Below are 20,944 nucleotides of genomic sequence, written 5' to 3' on the forward strand. Positions count from 1 at the left end.
CTGCGCGGCGGGGCGAAGAACGCCGACCGGTGACCGTCATGGACACCCACGTAAGCCCCGAACACTGACCGACTGCGACAGCTACCGCGGCCCGTCACCTTCCCCGATGTGGTGCACCCGCACCAGGTTCGTGGTGCCCGACACCCCGGGCGGGGAACCGGCCGTGATGACGACGACGTCGCCGCGTTCGCAGCGCCCGTATTCCAGGAGCAGCTCGTCTACCTGGCGGACCATCGCGTCGGTCGAGTCGGCATGCGGGCCGAGAAAGGTTTCCACTCCCCAGGTCAGGCTCAGCTGGGAGCGGGTGGCCGGCTCCGGGGTGAAGGCGAGCAGGGGGATCGGGGAGCGGTAGCGGGAGAGGCGGCGGGCGGTGTCGCCGGACTGGGTGAAGGCGACCAGGAACCTGGCGCCGAGGAAGTCGCCGGTCTCCGCGGCGGCGCGGGCGACGGCCCCGCCCTGGGTGCGGGGTTTGTTGCGTTCGGTGAGCGGGGGCAGGCCCTTGGCGAGGATGTCCTCCTCCGCCGCTTCGACGATCTTGGCCATGGTGGCGACGGTCTCGACCGGGTGCTTGCCCACGCTGGTCTCGCCGGAGAGCATCACCGCGTCGGTGCCGTCGATGACCGCGTTGGCGACGTCGCTGGCCTCCGCACGGGTGGGGCGGGAGTTCTCGATCATCGAGTCGAGCATCTGGGTGGCGACGATGACCGGCTTGGCGTTGCGCCTGGCCAGCTTGACGGCGCGTTTCTGGACGATCGGGACCTGTTCCAGCGGCATTTCGACGCCGAGGTCGCCGCGGGCGACCATGATGCCGTCGAAGGCGGCGACGATGTCGTCGATGTTCTGGACGGCCTGGGGTTTCTCGACCTTGGCGATGACGGGGAGGCGGCGGCCCTCCTCGTCCATGATGCGGTGGACGTCGTCGATGTCCCGGCCGGTGCGGACGAAGGAGAGGGCGATGACGTCGAAGCCGGTGCGCAGCGCCCAGCGCAGGTCGTCCTCGTCCTTCTTGGACAGGGCGGGGACGGAGACGGCGACGCCGGGGAGGTTCAGTCCCTTGTGGTCGGAGACCATGCCGCCCTCGACGACGGTCGTGCGGACGCGCGGGCCGTCGACCTCCGTCACCTCCAGGCAGACCCTGCCGTCGTCGACGAGGATGCGTTCGCCGGGGGTGACGTCGTCGGCGAGGCCGGCGTAGGTGGTGCCGCAGGTGTCGCGGTCGCCCTCGACGCCTTCCTCGACGGAGATGGTGAAGGTGTCGCCGCGTTCGAGGAGTACGGGGCCTTCGGCGAAGCGGCCGAGTCTGATCTTCGGGCCCTGAAGGTCGGCGAGGAGGCCGACGCTGTGGCCGGTCTCGTCGGAGGCCTTGCGGACGCGTCGGTAGCGCTCCTCGTGTTCGGCGTGGCCGCCGTGGCTGAGGTTGAACCGGGCGACGTCCATTCCGGCGTCGACCAGTGCCTTGATCTGGTCGTACGAATCGGTGGCGGGCCCAAGAGTACAGACGATCTTCGCTCGGCGCATGGGTCGAGCCTATGTCTTACCCGTGGGTAGAGAATTGGCCGTGTATGACTACTCAACAACCGTTGGGTGAAGCACTGTCGACAAGTGTTGAATTGTGCGGCCGAGTGCTCTGATGAGCAGCCCACGCGGATATTCGGTTGCGTTTTCGGAATTCGGCCGGGGATTCCCGCTCCGGGCTGTCAGAGGGTGGGCGGCAGCATGGTGAAGCGTGCGTCGACTGCCGCGTGGACGTGCTGGCGCTGGGGCTCGAGGTCGAGCGGGGAGGCGGCTGCGGCGGCGGTCTCCTCGGGTGCTGCGGCGAAGGAGGCGTGGCGCCAGCGGCCCGGGGGGCGGGGGTGGTCCGTGCCGGTGTCGGTGAGTTCGAGGAGGGCCGCGAGGGTGGTGCCGAGTGCTTCGGCGTACTCCCGGGCGCGCTGTACGGCTTCCCGTACCGCCTGCCCGCGGGCCTGGCGGTGGGCCGGTGAGTCGGGGCGCAGGGTCCACCAGGGGCCGTCGACGCGGGTGAGGTCGAGGTCGGCGAGCCGGGTGGTGAGTTCACCGAGGGCGGTGAAGTCGGTGAGTTCGGCGGTGAGGTGGACGGTGCCGTGGTAGGTGCGGACGCGTTCGCCGCGGCCGTGCCGGGTGAGTTCGGGGGTGAGGGTGAAGGCTCCGGTCTCGGTGCGGGCGACGGCGTCGCCGTAGGACTTGATCAGGTCGAGGGCGGTGGTGTTGCGGCGGGTGAGGTCGTCGAGGGCGGTGCGGCGGTCGCGTCCGCGGGCGTTCACGGTGATGCCGATGCGGGCGATGTCGGGGTCGACCTCGAGGCGTGCTTCGCCGCGGACGGTGATGTGGGGGGTGTCGGCTGCGGGCCCCGGCGGTGTGGTCATGGGTCCACTGTGTCACCGACGCCCGCGGCGTGTCCCCGTGTCGCCGGCGGGTGCGTCGCCGGCCGATGCGTGGCGGCCGATGCGTCGTCAACCGGCCTACGGGGCCTCAGATCCCGTCGGCGAGCGGGGTGAGTGCCCTGGGCTCGCGGGCGGTGGGGACGCGGGGCGGGCGGGGTTCGAGGCCGAAGGTGGTGAAGGCGGTGCGCTCGGGCAGCGGATAGGGCTGCTTGCCGGTGATGTCGTTGAGGATGGTGGCGGCACGCCAGGCGGCGAGGCCGAGGTCGGGGGTGCCGACGCCGTGGGTGTGGGCCTCGGCGTTCTGGACGTAGATCTGGCAGCCGGAGCCGGTGACGGAGGGGTCGAGGACGAGGCGGAAGTGCTCGTCGATGCGGGGGCGTTCGCGGCTGTCGCGGCGGATGTAGGGGTCGAGTCCGGCGAGGATGCGGTCGACGGGGCGTTCGCGGTAGCCGGTGGCGAGGACGACGGCGTCGGTGGTGAGGCGGCTGCGGGTGTTCTGCTCGGAGTGTTCGAGGTGGAGTTCGACCTTGGTGGTGGCGATGCGGCCGGCGGTGCGGACGTGGACGCCGGGGGTGAGGACGGTGTCGGGCCAGCCGCCGTGGAGGGTGCGGCGGTACAGCTCGTCGTGGATGGCGGCGAGGGTGTCGGCGTCGATGCCCTTGTGGAGTTGCCACTGGGAGCCGAGCAGGCGGTCGCGGACGGGTTCGGCGAGGGTGTGGAAGTAGCGGGTGTAGTCGGGGGTGAAGTGTTCGAGGCCGAGTTTGGAGTACTCCATGGGGGCGAGGGCCTGGGTGCGGCCGAGCCAGTGGAGCCGTTCGCGGCCGGCGGGGCGGTGGCGGAGCAGGTCGAGGAAGACCTCGGCGCCGGACTGGCCGGTGCCGACGACGGTGACGTGACCGGCGGTGCGGAGGGTGTCGCGGTGCTCGAGGTAGTCGGCGGCGTGCAGGACGGGAACGCCGGGGGTGTCGGCGAGGGGGCGCAGCGGTTCGGGGACGTACGGTTCGGTGCCGATGCCGAGGACGAGGGTGCGCGTGTGGGTGCGGCCGAGGGCCTCGGCTTCGCCGTCGGCGTCGAGTTGGGTGTGGTCGACCTCGAACACGTCGCGTTCGGGGTTGAAGCGGACGGCGTCGACCTGGTGGCCGAAGTGGAGGGCGGGGAGGTGGCCGGCGACCCAGCGGCAGTAGGCGTCGTACTCGGCGCGCTGGATGTGGAAGCGCTCGGCGAAGTAGAAGGGGAAGAGGCGGTCGCGGTCCTTGAGGTAGTTGAGGAAGGTCCAGGGGCTGGCGGGGTCGGCGAGGGTGACCAGGTCGGCGAGGAAGGGGACCTGGATGCGGGTGCCGTCGATGAGCAGGCCGGGGTGCCAGTGGAAGGCGGGGCGCTGGTCGTAGAAGACGGTGTCGAGGTGGGCGAGGGGATGGGCGAGGGCGGCGAGGGAGAGGTTGAAGGGGCCGATGCCGATGCCGACGAGGTCGCGGGGGCTGTCGGCGTCGCGGGATGCGGGGGTGGGGCCGGCGGTCGGGGGGGTCATCGGGGGGTGTGTCCTTCCACGGTGGTGAGCAGCCTGGCCAGGTCGTCGGGCCGGGTGCGGGGGTTGAGGAGGGTGGCCTTGAGCCAGAGCCGGCCGTCGGGGCGGGCGCGGCCGAGGACCGCGCGGCCCTCGGTGAGGAGGGTGCGGCGGAGGGCTGCGACGGCGGGGTCGGGGGCGCCGGTGGGCCGGAACAGCACGGTGCTGAGGGTGGGCGGGGCGTAGAGGGTGAGGCGGGGGTGTGCGTCGATGCGGGCGGCGAGGTGGCGGGCCTGGTCGCAGACCTGGTCGACGAGGGCGCCGAGGCCGCGCCGTCCGAGGGTCCGGAGCGTGACGGCGATCTTGAGGATGTCCGGGCGCCGGCTGGTGTGCAGGGACCGGCCGAGCAGGTCCGGCAGGCCCGCGTCGGTGTCGTCGTCGGCGTTGAGGTAGTCGGCGTGGTGGTGCAGGGGGGCGAGGTCGGCGGGGTCGTGGACGGTGAGGAGGCCGGCGGGGATCGGCTGCCAGCCGAGTTTGTGCAGGTCGAGGGCGATGGTGTGAGCGCGGTCGAGGCCGGCGAGCTTGGTGCGGTGGCGGTCGCTGAAGAGCAGGCCTGCGCCGTAGGCGGCGTCGATGTGGAGGCGGGCGCCGTGGGTGCGGCAGCGGTCGGCGATGTCCGGCAGCGGGTCGATGAGGCCGGCGTCGGTGGTGCCGGCGGTGGCGGCGACGAGGTGCGGGCCGGGGCTGTCGGTGAGGGCCTGGTCGAGCGCGGCGGGGTCGAGGGTGCCGGCGGGGGCGGGTACGGCGAGGGGCTCGGGCAGGCCGAGCAGCCAGGCGGCACGGGGCAGGGAGTGGTGCGCGTTGGTGCCGTGCACGAGCCGGACGGCGGGGCCGTGGAGTTCGCGGGCGAGGAGCAGGGCGAGTTGGTTGGACTCGGTGGCGCCGGTGGTGACGAGGGCGTCGGCGGCCCCGGCGAGGTGGGCGAGGGCGCGGGCGACGGCGGTTTCGAGTGCGGTGGCGGACGGGGCCTGGTCCCAGGAGTCGAGGGAGGGGTTGAGGATGCTTGCGGCGAGGTCCGCGGCGGTGGCGACGGCGAGGGGCGGGCTGTGCAGATGGGCGGCGCACAGCGGGTGGGCGGGGTCGGCGGCGCCGGCGGCGAGGGCGGTGACGAGGGTGTGCAGGGCGTGGGGATCGCCGTGCTCGGGCAGGGGGTCGCCGAGTGCGGTGCGCAGGCGGGCGGTGACGGCGTCGGGGCCGCCGGCCGGGAGGGGGCCCCGGCGGGCGCGGGTGCCGGTGTGCAGGGCGTCGAGGACGGTGTCGAGCAACGGCCGCAGGGCCCGGGGGCCTCGGGGGCCGGAGGCGAGGGGCGGCGGTGTGCTCATGGGCTGGCCTCCGGGGCGCGGGGAGGGTTCCAGCGTGTACGCGGTGATGTGCGCGCGCCCGGAAAGCCGGCTGAACGGAACCCGAAAGGGGGTACTCCCTGCGGGGCAGGCGGGTCCGGCCCCGGCGGCGCCACCGGCCGCGGGCCGCCGTCCGCGGTCCCTCCGAATCAGGGCCCGGAAGCCACACCGGCGACGGGCAGCGGAACAGCACGGCGTCTCCGCCAGGACAGGCCCCGGAAGCGACGGCACCGGCCACGCCGACGGATCAACGGCCGACGACGACCACGAACCCACGAACCACGCCGCGACGAGCCGGAGCAGCACACCCCGCACAACCGGCCACGCCCACGGCGGGACACGCACCCCACCCCCGGAAACAGCACCCGCGCCCCCACCAGGACAGGCCCCGGAAGCGACAGCACCGGCCACGGACCGCGAATCAGTACCCGTGCCCCCACCAAGTCAGGACCCGACGGCGACACCGACCACGGAGCGCGCAACGGTACCCGCGCCCCGCCAGGACGGCCCCCGCAGGGCGGCACCACCGGCCGCACCTGCGGATCAGCCGCTGAACGGCTCGCAGACCCGCCGGACCGGGCGGCGGGCCGGAGCAGCAGCGTGCGGTACCCGGCCGCGGTGCCCGCGGCGGGATGTCGGCCGCACATCCGCGGAACAGCGCCCGCGGCCCGCGTCGAGACAGGCCCCGGATGCGGCACCGGCCGCGCGACCGCGGGGCGACCTCCCGGCGCGGCGCAGGCCGCGAGCCCGGTCACCCGCCGCCGAACCCACCGCAGCGACCGCATTCCCTGCCGGTCAGGCCCCCGGAAGCGGCATCAGCCAACGCACCCGCGGAGCAGCAGCCCCCACCCCCGCCGGTCAGGGCGCCGGAGGCTGCTCCGGCCACGGGCCGTGGAATGGGGTGGGACCCGCGCCACCGCCGGGGCAGGACCCGACGGCGGCACCGGCCGCGCACCCGCGGATCAGTGGCCGGCGGTGTCGCGGACCCGTAGGGCTCGGGCCAGGTCGTCGAGCTGGTCGGCGAGTTTGCGGCGCAGTGCGGGGATGGGGTCGGCCTGGTCGAGGCATTCCCGGCCGAGCCGGAGGGTGTCGGTGTCGACGGCGTGGGCGGGGAAGGCCCAGCGTCCGGCGGCGTCGGCGATGGCGGGGCCGCGGCGTGCTGCGACGGCGACCGCGGCAGGGTAGTAGCGGGGCACGTAGTCGCGTAGGAGGTCGGCCTGCTCGGGGTGCCAGAAGCCCTGGGCGGTGGCGGTGAACAGGTAGTTCGACAGGTCGGCCCGGTCGTCGTCGGTGAACATGGCGTCCCAGGCACGGGCCTTGGCACCGGGGTCGGGCAGGGCGGCGCGGCAGCGGGCGGCGCCTTCCTGGCCGGTGGCGCTGGGGTCGCGGTCGAGTTCGGCGGCGATGGTCGGCTCGTCGGTGGCGCCGAGGACGGCGAGCCGGGTGAGGATGCGCCAGCGCAGCTCGGGGTCGAGTTCGGGGCCGCCGGGCACGGTGCCGTCGGCGAGCCAGGCGGCGATGGCGTCGGGCTGGGCGGCGGTGTCGATGCGGTGGCGTACGGCGATCAGCCGCAGGCCGGGGTGGTCGCCGTCCTCGGTGCGGCGGATGAGGTCGCGGCACAGGTCGGTGAGGGTGGCCAGGGCGGTGGGCCGCTGCTCGGGGGGAAGGTAGCGGTCGGTGATCTGGCCGGTGGCGAAGGCGAGGACGCCCTGGACGAGGGCGAGGTCGCGTTCGTGCGGGAGGTGGGTGCGGGCGGCGTCGAGGTAGGCGGTGGGGGCGAGTTCGCCGTCGCGCACGGCGTCGCGCAGGGCGTTCCAGACGACGGCGCGGGTGAGCGGGTCGGGCAGCCCGGCCAGATGGGTGCGGGCGGTGGTGAGGGAGTCGGGGTCGAAGCGGACCTTGGCGTAGCTGAGGTCACCGTCGTTGGCGAGCAGCAGGGCAGCGGGCTTGCCGATGGGGTGGGGTTCGGTCCGGGGCAGGTCGAGGTCGAGGCGCTCGCGCAGGGTGAGGCGGCCTTCGTCGGTGAGGTCGTGGTCGTAGACGCCGACGGTGATGCGGTGGGGGCGGCTGCCGGTGCGGTCGACGGTGAGGGTGCGGGTGCCGTTCTCGCCGCGGGTGACGCGGGGGGTGAGGGTGTCGACTCCGGTGGTGCGCAGCCAGGCGTCGGCCCAGGCGTGGACGTCGCGGTCGGTGGCGGCGGCGAGGGAGTCGATGAAGTCGGCGAGGTTGGCGTTGGCGAACCTGTGCCGGTCGAAGTGGGTGTTGATGCCGGCGAGGAAGTCCTTCTCGCCGAGCCAGGCGACGAGCTGCCGTAGCGCGGAGGCGCCCTTGGCGTAGGAGATGCCGTCGAAGTTGAGCAGCGCGGAGGCGGTGTCGGGGACGTGTTCGGGGGCGACGGGGTGGGTGGAGGGGCGCTGGTCGGCGTCGTATCCCCAGGGTTTGCGGGTGACGCCGAAGTCGGTCCAGGTGTCGCCGAAGCGGGTGGCCTCGGCGCAGGTCTGGTAGCCCATGTACTCGGCGAAGGACTCGTTGAGCCAGATGTCGTCCCACCAGCTGAGGGTGACGAGGTCGCCGAACCACATGTGGGCCATCTCGTGGGCGATGACCATGGCACGGGTCTGCCGCTCGGTGTCGGTGACGGCGGAGCGGAAGACGAAGTCGTCGCGGAAGGTGACCAGTCCGGGGTTCTCCATGGCGCCGGCGTTGAACTCGGGGACGAAGGCCTGGTCGTAGGAGTCGAAGGGGTAGGGCTCGGTGAACTTCTCGTGGTAGCGGTCGTAGAGGGCGCGGGTGGTGTCGAGGAGTTCGTCGGCGTCGGCGTCGAGGTGGGGGGCGAGGGAGCGGCGGCAGTGGATGCCGAAGGGCAGGCCTCGGTGTTCGGTGCGTACCGAGTGCCAGGGTCCGGCGGCGACGGCGACGAGGTAGGTGGAGATCGGCGGGGTGGTGGCGGCGGTCCAGTGGCCGTCGCCGGTGTGCTCGGTGACGCCGTTGGCGAGGACGGTCCAGCCGGCCGGGGCCTGGACGGTGAGGTCGAAGACGGCCTTGAGGTCGGGCTGGTCGAAGGCGGCGAAGACGCGCTGGACGTCGTCGAGGAACAGCTGGGTGTAGACGTAGGTCTCGCCGTCGGTGGGGTCGGTGAACCGGTGCATGCCCTCGCCGGTGCGGGAGTAGCGCATCGTGGCGTGGAGGTGGAGTTCGTGCTCGCCGGGGGCGAGGTTCTTCAGCGGCAGCCGGTTGTCGTCGAGGGTGTCGGGGTCGAGGGGCTGTCCGTCGAGGGTGACGTCGCGCAGCTCGGCGGGCTTGACCTCGACGAAGGTGTCCGTGGCGTTCTGGTCGCCGCGGACGGTGAACCGGACGGTGGTCCGGGAGTCGAAGGTCTCGTCCCCACCGGTCAGATCCAGGGCGATCGTGTAGTGGTGAACGTCGAGGAGCCGGGCACGGGTCTGCGCTTCGTCGCGCGTCAGTACGGACATGCAGGCCATGCTGCCTGATGGCGCGGGAAGGACACAGGGGCGAGGCGGTACACGGTTTTTGTCCGGCGCGGGCGCCGGGGTGCGCACCCCGGCGCGGTGCATACGGTGTGACACCGGCCGTGCACGATCGGTGTCACACGGTCTGGTGTCAGTCGGGGACCGGGGTGGTGGAACCGCTGGGGGAGTCCCCGGTGCCGGAGCCGTTGCCGGTGTCCTCGGCGATCCGCTCGTGGTGCCGGATGACCTCGGCGACGATGAAGTTCAGGAACTTCTCGGCGAACGCCGGGTCGAGCTTGGCGTTCTCGGCGAGGGTGCGCAGCCGGGCGATCTGGCTGGCCTCGCGGGCCGGGTCGGCGGGCGGCAGCTGGTGCCGGGCCTTGAGGTGGCCGACCTGCTGGGTGCATTTGAAGCGCTCGGCGAGCATGTGGATGACGGCGGCGTCGATGTTGTCGATGCTGTTGCGCAGCCGGGCGAGCTCCTCGCGCACGGCGGGGTCGACGGCGTCGGTTCCGGTGCCGGTGTTGCTGGTGGTCATGGGGGCTCACCCTACGGGCCGGGCGGCCGGGTTCCGCAGGTCGTCTCACGACTCGGCGGTGGTCCCGGAGCAGTGGTGGAAGTGGCTGGCCTCGCGCCCGCCGGGCACTCCCCCGGCGCGGAGCCGCTCCCGGTCGGGGCGGTTCCGGCCCGCCGGCCCGGGGGCTCGGGGAAGGTGACGGAGTGCTTCCGTTCGGTCACGGCCCGGATTCTGCCAGGGGCGGGGTGCGGGCGCCGTACGGTTTTCGGGCGGGTGAGGCGGGCCGGTTCGCGTCGGCCGCCGTACAGTGGGACTCGGGTTCAGGGCGTCTTGGGGGTTGGGGCGTGGCGAACGGCGGACCGGTCGAGCACGGTTTCCCACATCTGGAGACGGTGCGGGAGGCCATCACCGCGCTGTACAAGCGGTTGTCGTACGACACGGTCATGACGTTCTCGGCCAGCGTGGCCCCGGCCGATGTGGCGTTCTGCGACACCGACGACCTGTATCTGGGGGCGCAGCGGGTGGCGCGGGAGCTGGTGCGGCACTACCGGCTGCCGGATGCCCGGCTGATCGTCTCCTTCCGGGAGATGACGCATGCGGCCCATGTCGAACTGGCCGAGGGCCCGGAGTACTTCGTCGAGCTGAACGACCGTTTCCGGGCGCATCGCCGGGACATCGGGGCGGCTCTGGCGCACGAGGTGATGCATGTCTATCTGCACCGGCTGGGGCTGTCTTTCCCGGGTACCCGTGCCAACGAGATCCTGACCGACACGGCGACGACGTATCTGGGTGCGGGATGGCTGCTGCTGGACGCGTTCCGGGAGGACTCGGCGACGTCGCAGAAGCTGGGGTATCTGACGCCGGAGGAGTTCGGGTATGTGCTGGCCAAGCGGGCGGTGCTGTTCGGCGAGGATCCGTCGGTGTGGTTCACCAGTCCGCAGGCGTACACGGCGTATGTGAAGGGCAGGGCGCGGGCGCGGCGGGACGAGCAGCAGCCTCCGCTGACGGCGGCCGGCTGGGCCGGGCGGCGCCGCTATGCCCGGGACCGGCGTCATGCGCAGGACCATCGTGCCCCGGTGCCGGCTGCGGGCACGGGGTATGCGTTCACCCCGGACGGGCAGGGTCCGCTGCGGGTGTCGTTCCCGTGTCCGACGTGCCATCAGCGGATCCGGGTTCCGGTGCGGGGGCGGGTGCGGGCGCGGTGCGGGCTGTGCCGGACGGTGCTGGAGTGCGATACCTAGGGTTCCGCGGGTGGCGTCCGTCTACCGGACGATGCCCTGCGCCCGTGCGGCCGACAGCCACTGCGGGAACTCGGCGACCAGGCGGTCGTAGAGGTCCGTGTCGGAGACGTTGCGCGGGTCCTCGCCGGCGTGGAAGAAGCCGGCGTTGTCGATGACCCGCTTCGCGGGCACGGGCAGGTCGTCGAGCCGGCGCAGGAAGTCGAACTGTCTGCTGTCCGGGTCGCCGAAGCCGATGAACTGCCAGAACATCGGCAGCCGGGCGGCCTTGCAGAGGTACTTCTCCGCGGCGGGCCGGTTGATGGGGCCGCCGTCGGTCTGGAAGACCACCAGGGCGGGTTCGGTGGTGCCGCTGTCGAGGTAGTGGTCGATGACGGCGTCCATGGCGAGGTGGTAGCTGGTCCTGCCCATATGGCCGAGGCCGGCCACGATCGCGTCGATCCTTCCCTGGTGGGTGGTGAGGGCGATGTCGGTGACGGCGTCGATGCCGGTGGAGAAGAAGACGACCGGCACGGTGCCGTCGTCGTCGAGGTGTGCGGACAGGCTCAGGACGCGGTCGGCGAGCGCCTGTACGCTGCCGTCCCTGTAGTACGGCCGCATGGAGCCGGAGTAGTCGACCACCAGGTAGACGGCGGCCCGCAGCCCGTCCAGGCCGTGCTCGGTGAGTGACGCCCCGGCGCTCTTGTAGAGGCTGACCAGGGCGGGCGCGGTCTCCCGCACCTTGTCGAGACTGATCGCGGCCATGCGGACTTCCCCCCGTCGTACGGCAGAGCCGGATGCCGAGGGTACGGCACGGCGGGACCCGCCTCCCCGCCCGTCCACCGTCGTTGGTTATCGTCCACCGTCGTTCGTTATTTTGTTCGCCGCCGCCCCACCGGCTCGCTCACCTGTCCGTTCCCTTCCTCCCGAGGAGCCGGCTGTGGATTCCGAGTCCACCGTCACGACCTGCTACCGCCACCCCAGGGTGGAGTGCTATGTCCGCTGCACGCGCTGCGACCGTCATATCTGCCCCGACTGCATGCGCGAGGCGGCGGTGGGTCATCACTGCCCGGAGTGTGTGAAGGAGGGGGCGAAGTCGGTCCGCCGGGCCCGGACCATCGTCGGCGGCCGGATCTCGGCCACGCCCGTGGTGACGTACGTGCTGGTCGCGCTGAACCTGCTGGTCTACGCGGCCGAGGTGGTGCGCCCGGAGATCGTGGACCGGTTCGAGATGCTGGGCGCGCGGCTGGTCGGGCCGGACGGTCTGCACTATGTGTACGAGTCCGGGCTGCCCGCGGGCTTCCACGCGGAAGGGCTGGTCACCGGCGAGTGGGAGAGGCTGCTCACGGGTGCCTTTCTGCATCTGCAGCCGACCGAGGGCACGTTCGGTCTGCTGCACATCGTGATGAACATGGCCGCGCTGTGGCAGCTGGGCCGGGTGGTGGAGCCGATGCTCGGCCGGGCCCGGTATCTCGTCCTGTATCTGCTGGCGTCGCTGGGCGGCTCGGTGCTGGTGCTGCTGCTGGACGACCCGGGGCAGGCCACGGTCGGCGCGTCGGGCGGGATCTTCGGGCTGGGGGCGGCGTACTACGTCCTGGCCCGCCGGGTGGGCGCCGACATGGGGCAGGTCAACCGCTTCATGGCGCTGCTGCTGGTCTGGCTGCTGCTCTCCGCGGGGCTGACCTCCTGGCAGGCGCATGTCGGCGGGCTGCTGACGGGCGGCGCGGCGGCGCTCGCGCTCGCCCACGCGCCCCGCGGCCGGTGGCAGCTCCCGGTGCAGGCGGCGGTGCTGCTGGTGCTGCTGATGGTGGCCGTGGGGGCGGCGGTGGCGAGGGTGTCCGAGCTGGCGGGCGGAGGGGTGCCGCTGTGAGCCGCAAGGGTGTGCTGTTCCTGGTGGCGGTGCCGGTGGTCGCCACGGCCGGGGTGTACTTCCTGCCGCCGCTGGGCTCCGGCGATCCGCCGGCCTCTCCTCCGCTCTCCGCGGACCGGTCGCCGGGCCGGTCGGGAGACCAGTCGGCGGGCCGGTCGGCACGCGAGGAGGCCAAGGACCGCGCCGAGCAGGAGCGCGCGGCGGACGACGCACGGATCGCCGCTCAGCCGCCGGGGCTGGCCGCTCCGGAGAAGAAGGAGCTGGCGCAGCGGCTGGTGGCGAGCGCCGAGAGCTCCACGCTCGACTGGCGCAGCCTCTACGGCAGCATCGAGGACCACGGAGACGGCCAGGGCTACACCGCCGGCATCATCGGCTTCTGCACCGGCACGCACGATCTGCTGATGCTGGTGGAGCGCTACAGCCAGGCGCATCCCGGCAACGGTCTGGAGCGCTATCTGCCCGCGCTGCGCAAGGTGGACGGCACGGACTCGCACGCGGGCCTGGACCCGGACTTCACCGCGGCCTGGCGGGCGGAGGCGGAGCGGCCGGAGTTCCGCAGGGCGCAGCAGGAGGAGCGCGACCGGGTCTACTTCGGGCCGTCGGTGCGGCTGGCCAAGCTGGACGGGCTGAGCACGCTCGGGCAGTTCGTCTACTACGACGCGATGGTGTTCCACGGACCGGACACGGGGGCGGACGGCTTCTACGGGCTGCGGGAGCGTGCGCTCCAGCAGGCGAGGACGCCGGCCGCGGGCGGCTCGGAGCGGGAGTTCCTGGAGGCCTTCCTCGATGTGCGCCGGAAGGCGATGAAGGCGAAGCGGCCGGACGTGGACACCTCCCGCGTCGACACCGTACAGCGGCGGTTCCTGGCGGCCGGGAACACGGGGCTGGACACGCCGCTGGTGTGGGAGATGTACGGGGAGACGTTCCGGGTGCCCTGAGCAGGTCGGGCGAGGTCCGCTGCGGTTCGGCAGCGCCCTGGAGGGGCGCGGGGAACTGTGCGACCGGCCACGACGTCGCCGCAGACGGGCGGCGGCACAGCGCGGCACTTCCGGCGGAGCACTCAGCCGCGGGCGCGGGGGCCGGCGCGGATCAGCAAAGGCGACGGCGCCTGCCCGTCCGGTCGGGGACAGGGGCAGGCGCCGTCTGTGTTCCGCACGCCTTTGTACGGGACGTCTGTGCGGGCGGCGGTCAGACCGCCAGTGCCCGGTCGGTCGGGCGGATCGGGGCCGGCAGGTCGCTGGCGCCGGTCAGGAAGCGGTCCACCCCGCGGGCGGCCGAGCGGCCCTCGGCGATCGCCCACACGATGAGCGACTGGCCGCGGCCGGCGTCACCGGCGACGAAGACGCCCGGGACGTTGGTCTGGAAATCGCCGTCGCGAGCGATGTTACCCCGCGCGTCGAGGTCCAGACCGAACTGGTCCACCAGGCCGTTCTCCCGGTCCGGTCCGGTGAAGCCCATGGCGAGGGTGACCAGCTGGGCCGGGATCTTGCGCTCGGTGCCCGGCTTCGGGGTCAGCTTGCCGTCGACGAACTCCACCTCGGTCAGGTGCAGCCACTGCACATTGCCGTCCTCGTCGCCCTCGAAGTGGGTGGTGGAGACGGAGTAGACCCGCTCGCCGCCCTCCTCGTGCGCCGAGGTGACCTTGTAGAGCATCGGGAAGGTCGGCCACGGCTGGCGCAGCGCGTCCCGCTCGTCGTTCGGCCGGGGCATGATCTCCAGCTGGGTGACGGAGGCCGCGCCCTGGCGGTGGGCGGTACCCACGCAGTCGGCGCCGGTGTCGCCGCCGCCGATGACGACGACGTGCTTGCCCTCGGCGCTGATCGGCGGCGCGACGTAGTCGCCCTCCTGGACCTTGTTGGCCAGCGGCAGGTACTCCATCGCCTGGTGGATGCCGCTGAGCTCGCGGCCGGGGACCGGCAGGTCGCGGGCGGTGGTGGCGCCGACGGCCAGGACCACGGCGTCGTACCGCTTCTTCAGGTCGGTCGCCTTGAGGTCGCGGCCGATCTCGACGCCGGTGCGGAAGCGGGTGCCCTCGGCGCGCATCTGCTCGATACGGCGGTTGATGTGCCGCTTCTCCATCTTGAACTCGGGGATGCCGTAGCGGAGCAGGCCGCCGACGCGGTCGGCGCGCTCGTAGACGGCGACGGTGTGGCCGGCCCGGGTCAGCTGCTGGGCGGCGGCCAGCCCGGCCGGGCCGGAGCCGATGACGGCGACGGTCTTGCCGGACAGGCGCTCGGGGATCTGCGGGGCGACGTCGCCCGTCTCCCACGCCTTGTCGATGATCGAGACCTCGACGTTCTTGATGGTGACCGCCGGCTGGTTGATGCCGAGCACGCACGCCGACTCGCACGGGGCGGGGCAGAGCCGGCCCGTGAACTCGGGGAAGTTGTTGGTGGCGTGCAGCCGCTCGCTCGCGGCGCCCCAGTCCTCGCGGTAGGCGTAGTCGTTCCACTCGGGGATCAGGTTCCCCAGCGGGCAGCCGTTGTGGCAGAACGGGATACCGCAGTCCATGCACCGGCCGGCCTGCTTGCTGATGATCGGCAGCAGGGAGCCGGGGACGTAGACCTCGTTCCAGTCCCGGACCCGCTCGTCGACGGGACGGGACTTGGCGACCTCGCGGCCGTGGTTCAGAAAGCCCTTCGGGTCAGCCATTGATCGCCGCCTCCATCATCTTCTCGTGGGTCTCGGACTCGGAGAGACCGGCTCGCTCGGCGGCGTCCTTGGCGGCGAGCACTGCCTTGTAGGTGCTGGGGATGATCTTGCTGAAGCGCTCCACGGCCGTGTCCCACTCGGCGAGCAGCTTCTCGGCGACGGTGGAGCCCGTCTCCTCGTGGTGCCGGCGCACGACGCCCTGCAGCCACTGCCGGTCGGTGTCGTCCAGCGCCTCCACTGCGGCCAGGTTGCCGGCGTTGACGTTGTCCCGGTCGAGGTCGATGACGTACGCGATGCCGCCCGACATGCCGGCCGCGAAGTTGCGCCCGGTCTCGCCGAGGACGACCGCGTGACCACCGGTCATGTACTCGCAGCCGTGGTCACCCACACCCTCGGAGACGACCGTGGCGCCGGAGTTGCGGACACAGAACCGCTCACCGACCTTGCCGCGCAGGAACATCTCGCCGCCGGTGGCGCCGTAGGCGAGGGTGTTGCCGGCGATGACGCTGTACTCGGCGAGGTGGTCGGCACCGCGGTCCGGGCGGACCACGATCCGGCCGCCGGACAGGCCCTTGCCGACGTAGTCGTTGGCGTCGCCCTCCAGGCGCAGCGTGACACCGCGCGGCACGAAGGCGCCGAAGGACTGGCCGGCGGAGCCGGTGAAGGTGATGTCGATGGTGTCGTCGGGCAGGCCCGCGCCGCCGAACTTCTTGGTCACCTCGTGGCCGAGCATGGTGCCGACGGTGCGGTTGATGTTGCGGATGGCGACCTGGGCGCGGACCGGCTGCGCCTCGGCGGCGCCGGCGGCGGCGAGCGCGTCGGCGGCGAGCTTGATCAGCTCGTTGTCGAGCGCCTTCTCCAGGCCGTGGTCCTGCTCGACCAGCTGGTGGCGCACCGCGCCCTCGGGCAGCTCGGGCACGTGGAACAGCGGCTCCAGGTCCAGGCCCTGCGCCTTCCAGTGGTCGATGGCGCGGGTGACGTCGAGCGCCTCGGCGTGGCCGACGGCCTCGTCGATGGAGCGGAAGCCCAGTTCGGCGAGGAGCTCGCGGACCTCCTCGGCGATGAACCGGAAGAAGTTGACGACGTACTCGGCCTTGCCGGAGTAGCGGTCACGGAGCGTCGGGTTCTGGGTGGCGATGCCGACCGGACAGGTGTCCAGGTGGCACACGCGCATCATGACGCAGCCGGAGACCACGAGCGGCGCGGTGGCGAAACCGAACTCCTCGGCGCCGAGCAGCGCGGCGATGACCACGTCGCGGCCGGTCTTGAGCTGGCCGTCGGTCTGCACCACGATCCGGTCGCGCAGACCGTTGAGCAGCAGCGTCTGCTGGGTCTCGGCCAGGCCGAGCTCCCAGGGGCCGCCCGCGTGCTTGAGCGACGTCAGCGGGGAGGCGCCGGTGCCGCCGTCGTGGCCGGAGATGAGGACGACGTCCGCGTGGGCCTTGGACACGCCCGCGGCGACCGTGCCGACGCCGACCTCGGAGACCAGCTTGACGTGGATGCGGGCCTGCGGGTTGGCGTTCTTCAGGTCGTGGATCAGCTGGGCCAGATCCTCGATGGAGTAGATGTCGTGGTGCGGCGGCGGGGAGATGAGCCCCACGCCCGGGGTGGAGTGCCGGGTCTTGGCCACCCACGGGTAGACCTTGTGGCCGGGCAGCTGGCCGCCCTCGCCGGGCTTGGCGCCCTGGGCCATCTTGATCTGGATGTCGTCCGAGTTGACCAGGTACTCGCTGGTGACGCCGAAGCGGCCGGAGGCGACCTGCTTGATCGACGACCGTCGCGCCGGGTCGTACAGCCGCTCGGGGTCCTCGCCGCCCTCACCGGTGTTGGACTTGCCGCCCAGCTGGTTCATGGCGATGGCGAGGGTCTCGTGCGCCTCCCGGGAGATGGAGCCGTACGACATGGCGCCGGTGGAGAACCGCTTGACGATCTCGGAGACCGGCTCGACCTCGTCGACGGAGATCGGCTCGCGGTCGCTCCTGAAGCCGAACAGGCCGCGGAGCGTCATCAGCCGCTCGGACTGCTCGTTCACGCGCTCGGTGTACTGCTTGAAGATGCCGTACTCGCCGGCGCGGGTGGAGTGCTGGAGCCGGAAGACCGTCTCCGGGTCGAACAGGTGGGGCTCGCCCTCGCGGCGCCACTGGTACTCGCCGCCGATCTCCAGCGCACGGTGCGCGGGAGCGATGCCGGAGGCGGGGTAGGCCTTGGCGTGGCGGGCGGCGACCTCCTTGGCGACGACGTCGATGCCGACACCGCCGATCTTGGTGGTGGTGCCGTTGAAGTACTTCTCCACGAAGCGCTCGTCGAGGCCGACGGCCTCGAAGACCTGGGCGCCGCGGTAGGAGGCGACGGTGGAGATGCCCATCTTGGACATCACCTTGAGCACGCCCTTGCCGAGCGCCTTGATCAGGTTCCGGATCGCCGTCTCGGGCTCGCTGCCGGGCAGGAAGGTGCCGGCCCGGACCAGGTCCTCGACGGACTCCATCGCCAGGTAGGGGTTGACGGCGGCGGCGCCGTAACCGATGAGCAGGGCGACGTGGTGGACCTCGCGGACGTCGCCGGCCTCGACCAGCAGACCCACCTGGGTGCGCTGCTTGGTGCGGATGAGGTGGTGGTGGACGGCCGCGGTGAGCAGCAGCGACGGGATCGGGGCGTGCTCGGCGTCGGAGTGCCGGTCGGACAGGACGATCAGCCGGGCGCCGTTCTCGATGGCGGCGTCGGCCTCGGCGCAGACCTCCTCGATCCGGTCGGCCAGTGCGTCGCCGCCTCCGTGCACCCGGTACAGACCGGAGAGGGTGGCGGCCTTGAAGCCGGGCATGTCGCCGTCGGCGTTGATGTGGATGAGCTTGGCCAGCTCGTCGTTGTCGATGACCGGGAAGGGCAGCACGACGCTGCGGCAGGAGGCGGCGGTCGGGTCCAGCAGGTTGCCCTGCGGGCCCAGCGAGGAGCGCAGCGAGGTGACCAGTTCCTCGCGGATGGCGTCCAGCGGCGGGTTGGTGACCTGCGCGAACAGCTGGGTGAAGTAGTCGAAGAGCAGACGCGGGCGGTCGGAGAGCGCGGCGATCGGCGAGTCGGTGCCCATGGAGCCGATCGGCTCGGCGCCGGCCTTGGCCATCGGTGCGAGGAGGACGCGCAGCTCCTCCTCGGTGTAGCCGAAGGTCTGCTGGCGGCGGGTGACCGAGGCGTGGGTGTGGACGATGTGCTCGCGCTCGGGCAGGTCGCCGAGCTCGATCTCGCCGGCCTCCAGCCATTCGGCGTAGGGCTGCTCGGCGGCGAGCTGCGCCTTGATCTCGTCGTCCTCGATGATGCGGTGCTCGGCGGTGTCCACGAGGAACATGCGGCCGGGCTGCAGCCGGCCCTTGCGGACCACCTTGGCGGGGTCGATGTCGAGAACGCCGACCTCGGAGCCGAGGACGACGAGGCCGTCGTCGGTGACCCAGTAGCGGCCGGGGCGCAGGCCGTTGCGGTCCAGGACGGCGCCGACCTGGATGCCGTCGGTGAAGGTGACGCAGGCGGGGCCGTCCCAGGGCTCCATCATCGTGGAGTGGTACTGGTAGAAGGCGCGCCGCGCGGGGTCCATGGAGTCGTGGTTCTCCCACGCCTCGGGGATCATCATCAGCACCGAGTGCGGCAGCGAACGGCCGCCCAGGTGCAGCAGCTCCAGGACCTCGTCGAAGGAGGCGGAGTCGGAGGCGTCGGGGGTGCAGACCGGGAAGACCCGCTCCAGCTGCTGCTCGGAGGAGCCGAACAGGTCGGAGACGAGCTGCGACTCGCGCGCCACCATCCAGTTCCGGTTGCCCTTGACCGTGTTGATCTCGCCGTTGTGGGCGACGAAGCGGTACGGGTGGGCCAGCGGCCAGGACGGGAAGGTGTTGGTGGAGAACCGGGAGTGAACCAGCGCGATCGCGGAGGCGAAGCGGCGGTCGGACAGGTCCGGGAAGAACGGCTCGAGCTGGCCCGTGGTGAGCATGCCCTTGTAGACGATGGTCCGCGCGGACAGCGACGGGAAGTAGACACCCGCCTCGCGCTCGGCGCGCTTGCGCAGCACGAACGCCTTGCGGTCCAGGGCGATGTCCTCGGACGCGCCGTCGGCCACGAAGATCTGGCGGAAGACCGGCATCGTGGAGCGGGCGGTGGCACCGAGCAGCTGCGGGGCGACGGGGACCTCGCGCCAGCCGAGAACGGTCAGCCCCTCCTCGGACGCGATCGTCTCGATGGCCGAGACGGCGTCGTCGGTGCCGTCCTCCGGCAGGAAGGCGATGCCGACGGCGTACGCCCCGGCCTCGGGCAGGTCGAATCCCGCGACCTCGCGCAGGAACACGTCGGGGACCTGGGAGAGGATGCCGGCGCCGTCACCCGAGTCCGGCTCGGAGCCGGTGGCGCCGCGGTGCTCCAGGTTGCGCAGCACGGTCAGGGCCTGATCGACCAGGGTGTGGGACGCCTCGCCGGTGAGGGTGGCGACGAAGCCGACGCCGCAGGCGTCGTGCTCGTTGCGGGGGTCGTACATACCCTGCGCAGCAGGGCGAGCATCCATGAACGACCAGTTCACGCGGTCGCTCGTGGAGTGCTGGGACGGCTGGCGCGGCGTACGCATCGGCTCTCCCGTCGTCGTCAGGTGGCATGTGCAGGTGCCGAGGGACGACGTTGGCCCTCTGCGTGTGTCAGCAAAATTTCGTGCAGGCTACATGATGGAGCGGTTCTCGGGAAGCGGATACTCCGTCCCAGCATGCGGACGCCACACGGGGTTCGGGCTGGGTACCGCGCCCGGCGGCGGAAGCTGTGGGGGCCCGCCGGACAGATCGATGTCCGGTCCGGCCCGGGAGGCGGGGCGGGCTTCGTCGCCCGTCCCGCGGACGCGCGGCGAGCCTCATTGCTCACAGCGCTTACGGCTCATGCCCGGTGGTCACGCACTCGAAACCAGCGAGTAACGGCTACTTATGCAGTCCCTTGCATATGTTCGGGCCCGGCTATCCTAGGGCCGTTCCGAACAGCGTGCCCAGGGCGTACGTCACACCGGCCGCCGCACCGCCCAGCGCGAGCTGCCGAAGCCCGCTGTACCACCAGCTCCGTGCGGTCACCCTGGCCACCACGGCACCGCACAGGAACAGCCCGGCGAGCGCCAGCAGCACCGCGGGCCACAGCGCGCTCGCCCCGAGCAGATAGGGCAGCACGGGGACCAGGGCACCCAGCGCGAAGGACCCGAACGACGACACGGCCGCGACGGTGGGCGAGGGGAGATCGCCGGGGTCTATGCCGAGCTCCTCGCGGGCGTGGATCTCCAGGGCCTGCTCGGGGTCGTGCGAGAGCTGCCGGGCCACCTCGCGGGCGAGCCCGGGCTCGACACCGCGCGACTGGTAGAGCGCGGCCAGCTCCGCCTCCTCGTCCTTGGGGTGCTTGCGCAGCTCGCGGCGCTCCACGTCCAGCTCCGCCTCGACGAGCTCGCGCTGCGAGGCGACGGAGGTGTACTCGCCCGCGGCCATGGAGAAGGCGCCGGCGGCCAGGCCGGCCAGGCCGCTGAGCACGATCGCCTGCTGACCGACGGCGCCACCCGCGACGCCGGTCATCAGGGCGAGGTTGGAGACCAGTCCATCCATCGCGCCGAACACCGCGGGGCGCAGCCAGCCGCCGTTGACATCGCGGTGGGTGTGGTTGTCGCGGTGCGCGTCGTGCAGTGCCGCTTCGGTCTCGATGATGGCCACGGAAACCCCTCTTTGGACTGAATCCAACTTTCTACATTGACAAATGTACGCCTCTCACCGCGCGCTCGCCAGCAAGGAAAGGCTGCGCTTACCTGCGGTTTTACCTTTGATCGCTCATCCGTGCGAGGTTCTGCGCATATGTCGACCGGGTGACACTGCGGCCGGTGAGGCTGCGGCGGACCGTGCACCGGGGACAGTTCCGCAAAGGGAGAG

General features: G+C 72.0%; 13 protein-coding genes. 3 read left to right on the forward strand and 10 right to left on the reverse strand.

Annotated features, from left to right (window positions below; all coding sequences use genetic code 11):
* Nucleotides 1-81: 81 nt before the first annotated feature.
* The 6 genes from pyk to V5O46_RS00445 form a co-directional block, all read right to left on the reverse strand.
* Nucleotides 82-1,518: a pyruvate kinase gene (gene pyk / locus V5O46_RS00420; protein WP_332882310.1), complete on the reverse strand. Its 1,437-nt coding sequence runs from the start codon at nt 1,516-1,518 to the stop codon at nt 82-84.
* 179 nt (nt 1,519-1,697) lie between these two features.
* Nucleotides 1,698-2,384, reverse strand: coding sequence for an SIMPL domain-containing protein (locus V5O46_RS00425; protein WP_332882311.1), 687 nt, complete (start codon nt 2,382-2,384; stop codon nt 1,698-1,700).
* A 106-nt stretch (nt 2,385-2,490) separates the two neighbouring features.
* Nucleotides 2,491-3,930 (reverse strand): lysine N(6)-hydroxylase/L-ornithine N(5)-oxygenase family protein, encoded by a 1,440-nt coding sequence (locus V5O46_RS00430; protein ID WP_332882312.1) that lies wholly within the window; start codon nt 3,928-3,930, stop codon nt 2,491-2,493.
* A complete protein-coding gene (locus V5O46_RS00435; protein WP_332882313.1) occupies nt 3,927-5,288 on the reverse strand; it encodes a pyridoxal phosphate-dependent decarboxylase family protein in 1,362 nt (453 codons plus the stop codon). The genes V5O46_RS00430 and V5O46_RS00435 overlap by 4 nt, the downstream gene beginning before the upstream one ends.
* 980 nt (nt 5,289-6,268) lie before the next feature.
* The gene (pepN, locus tag V5O46_RS00440; RefSeq protein WP_332882314.1) at nt 6,269-8,779 is read right to left on the reverse strand and encodes an aminopeptidase N; all 2,511 of its coding nucleotides are present in this window, start codon (nt 8,777-8,779) and stop codon (nt 6,269-6,271) included.
* Nucleotides 8,780-8,927: 148 nt separating this feature from the next.
* The gene (locus V5O46_RS00445) at nt 8,928-9,314 is read right to left on the reverse strand and encodes a chorismate mutase (RefSeq protein ID WP_332882315.1); all 387 of its coding nucleotides are present in this window, start codon (nt 9,312-9,314) and stop codon (nt 8,928-8,930) included.
* 323 nt (nt 9,315-9,637) lie between these two features.
* Between V5O46_RS00445 and V5O46_RS00450 the strand changes: the two genes are divergently transcribed.
* Entirely contained in the window at nt 9,638-10,534 is an 897-nt protein-coding gene (locus V5O46_RS00450) for a hypothetical protein (protein WP_332882316.1), read from the forward strand.
* A 21-nt stretch (nt 10,535-10,555) separates the two neighbouring features.
* On the opposite strand, the gene V5O46_RS00455 is transcribed toward V5O46_RS00450, so the two are convergent.
* A complete protein-coding gene (locus V5O46_RS00455; protein ID WP_332882317.1) occupies nt 10,556-11,275 on the reverse strand; it encodes a vWA domain-containing protein in 720 nt (239 codons plus the stop codon).
* A gap of 175 nt (nt 11,276-11,450) precedes the next feature.
* On the opposite strand from V5O46_RS00455, the gene V5O46_RS00460 reads away from it, so the two are divergent.
* Both V5O46_RS00460 and V5O46_RS00465 read left to right on the forward strand, forming a co-directional pair.
* Nucleotides 11,451-12,380, forward strand: a complete 930-nt coding sequence (locus V5O46_RS00460; RefSeq protein ID WP_332882318.1) for a rhomboid family intramembrane serine protease — start codon at nt 11,451-11,453, stop codon at nt 12,378-12,380.
* Nucleotides 12,377-13,318 carry a chitosanase gene (locus V5O46_RS00465; RefSeq protein ID WP_332882319.1) on the forward strand — a complete coding sequence of 314 codons (942 nt, stop codon included), beginning with the start codon at nt 12,377-12,379 and terminating at the stop codon, nt 13,316-13,318. The genes V5O46_RS00460 and V5O46_RS00465 overlap by 4 nt, the downstream gene beginning before the upstream one ends.
* 250 nt (nt 13,319-13,568) lie before the next feature.
* Here V5O46_RS00465 and V5O46_RS00470 read toward each other — a convergent pair whose 3' ends face one another.
* The 3 genes from V5O46_RS00470 to V5O46_RS00480 form a co-directional block, all read right to left on the reverse strand.
* A complete protein-coding gene (locus tag V5O46_RS00470) occupies nt 13,569-15,032 on the reverse strand; it encodes a glutamate synthase subunit beta (RefSeq protein ID WP_332882320.1) in 1,464 nt (487 codons plus the stop codon).
* Entirely contained in the window at nt 15,025-19,626 is a 4,602-nt protein-coding gene (gene gltB, locus V5O46_RS00475; protein ID WP_332882321.1) for a glutamate synthase large subunit, read from the reverse strand. The genes V5O46_RS00470 and gltB overlap by 8 nt, the downstream gene beginning before the upstream one ends.
* Nucleotides 19,627-19,999: 373 nt before the next feature.
* The gene (locus tag V5O46_RS00480; RefSeq protein ID WP_332882322.1) at nt 20,000-20,731 is read right to left on the reverse strand and encodes a VIT1/CCC1 transporter family protein; all 732 of its coding nucleotides are present in this window, start codon (nt 20,729-20,731) and stop codon (nt 20,000-20,002) included.
* Between the last annotated feature and the right edge of the window lie 213 nt (nt 20,732-20,944).

It is taken from the genome of Streptomyces poriticola, assembly GCF_036689765.1.
GTDB lineage: Bacteria > Actinomycetota > Actinomycetes > Streptomycetales > Streptomycetaceae > Streptomyces > Streptomyces poriticola.

Excerpts from the sequence above, each read along its gene's own strand:
- pyk (WP_332882310.1), bottom strand. The coding sequence starts at position 1,518 with ATGCGCCGAGCGAAGATCGTCTGTACTCTTGGGCCCGCCACCGATTCG.
- V5O46_RS00425 (WP_332882311.1), bottom strand. The coding sequence starts at position 2,384 with ATGACCACACCGCCGGGGCCCGCAGCCGACACCCCCCACATCACCGTC.
- V5O46_RS00430 (WP_332882312.1), bottom strand. The coding sequence starts at position 3,930 with ATGACCCCCCCGACCGCCGGCCCCACCCCCGCATCCCGCGACGCCGAC.
- V5O46_RS00435 (WP_332882313.1), bottom strand. The coding sequence starts at position 5,288 with ATGAGCACACCGCCGCCCCTCGCCTCCGGCCCCCGAGGCCCCCGGGCC.
- pepN (WP_332882314.1), bottom strand. The coding sequence starts at position 8,779 with ATGTCCGTACTGACGCGCGACGAAGCGCAGACCCGTGCCCGGCTCCTC.
- V5O46_RS00445 (WP_332882315.1), bottom strand. The coding sequence starts at position 9,314 with ATGACCACCAGCAACACCGGCACCGGAACCGACGCCGTCGACCCCGCC.
- V5O46_RS00455 (WP_332882317.1), bottom strand. The coding sequence starts at position 11,275 with ATGGCCGCGATCAGTCTCGACAAGGTGCGGGAGACCGCGCCCGCCCTG.
- V5O46_RS00470 (WP_332882320.1), bottom strand. The coding sequence starts at position 15,032 with ATGGCTGACCCGAAGGGCTTTCTGAACCACGGCCGCGAGGTCGCCAAG.
- gltB (WP_332882321.1), bottom strand. The coding sequence starts at position 19,626 with ATGCGTACGCCGCGCCAGCCGTCCCAGCACTCCACGAGCGACCGCGTG.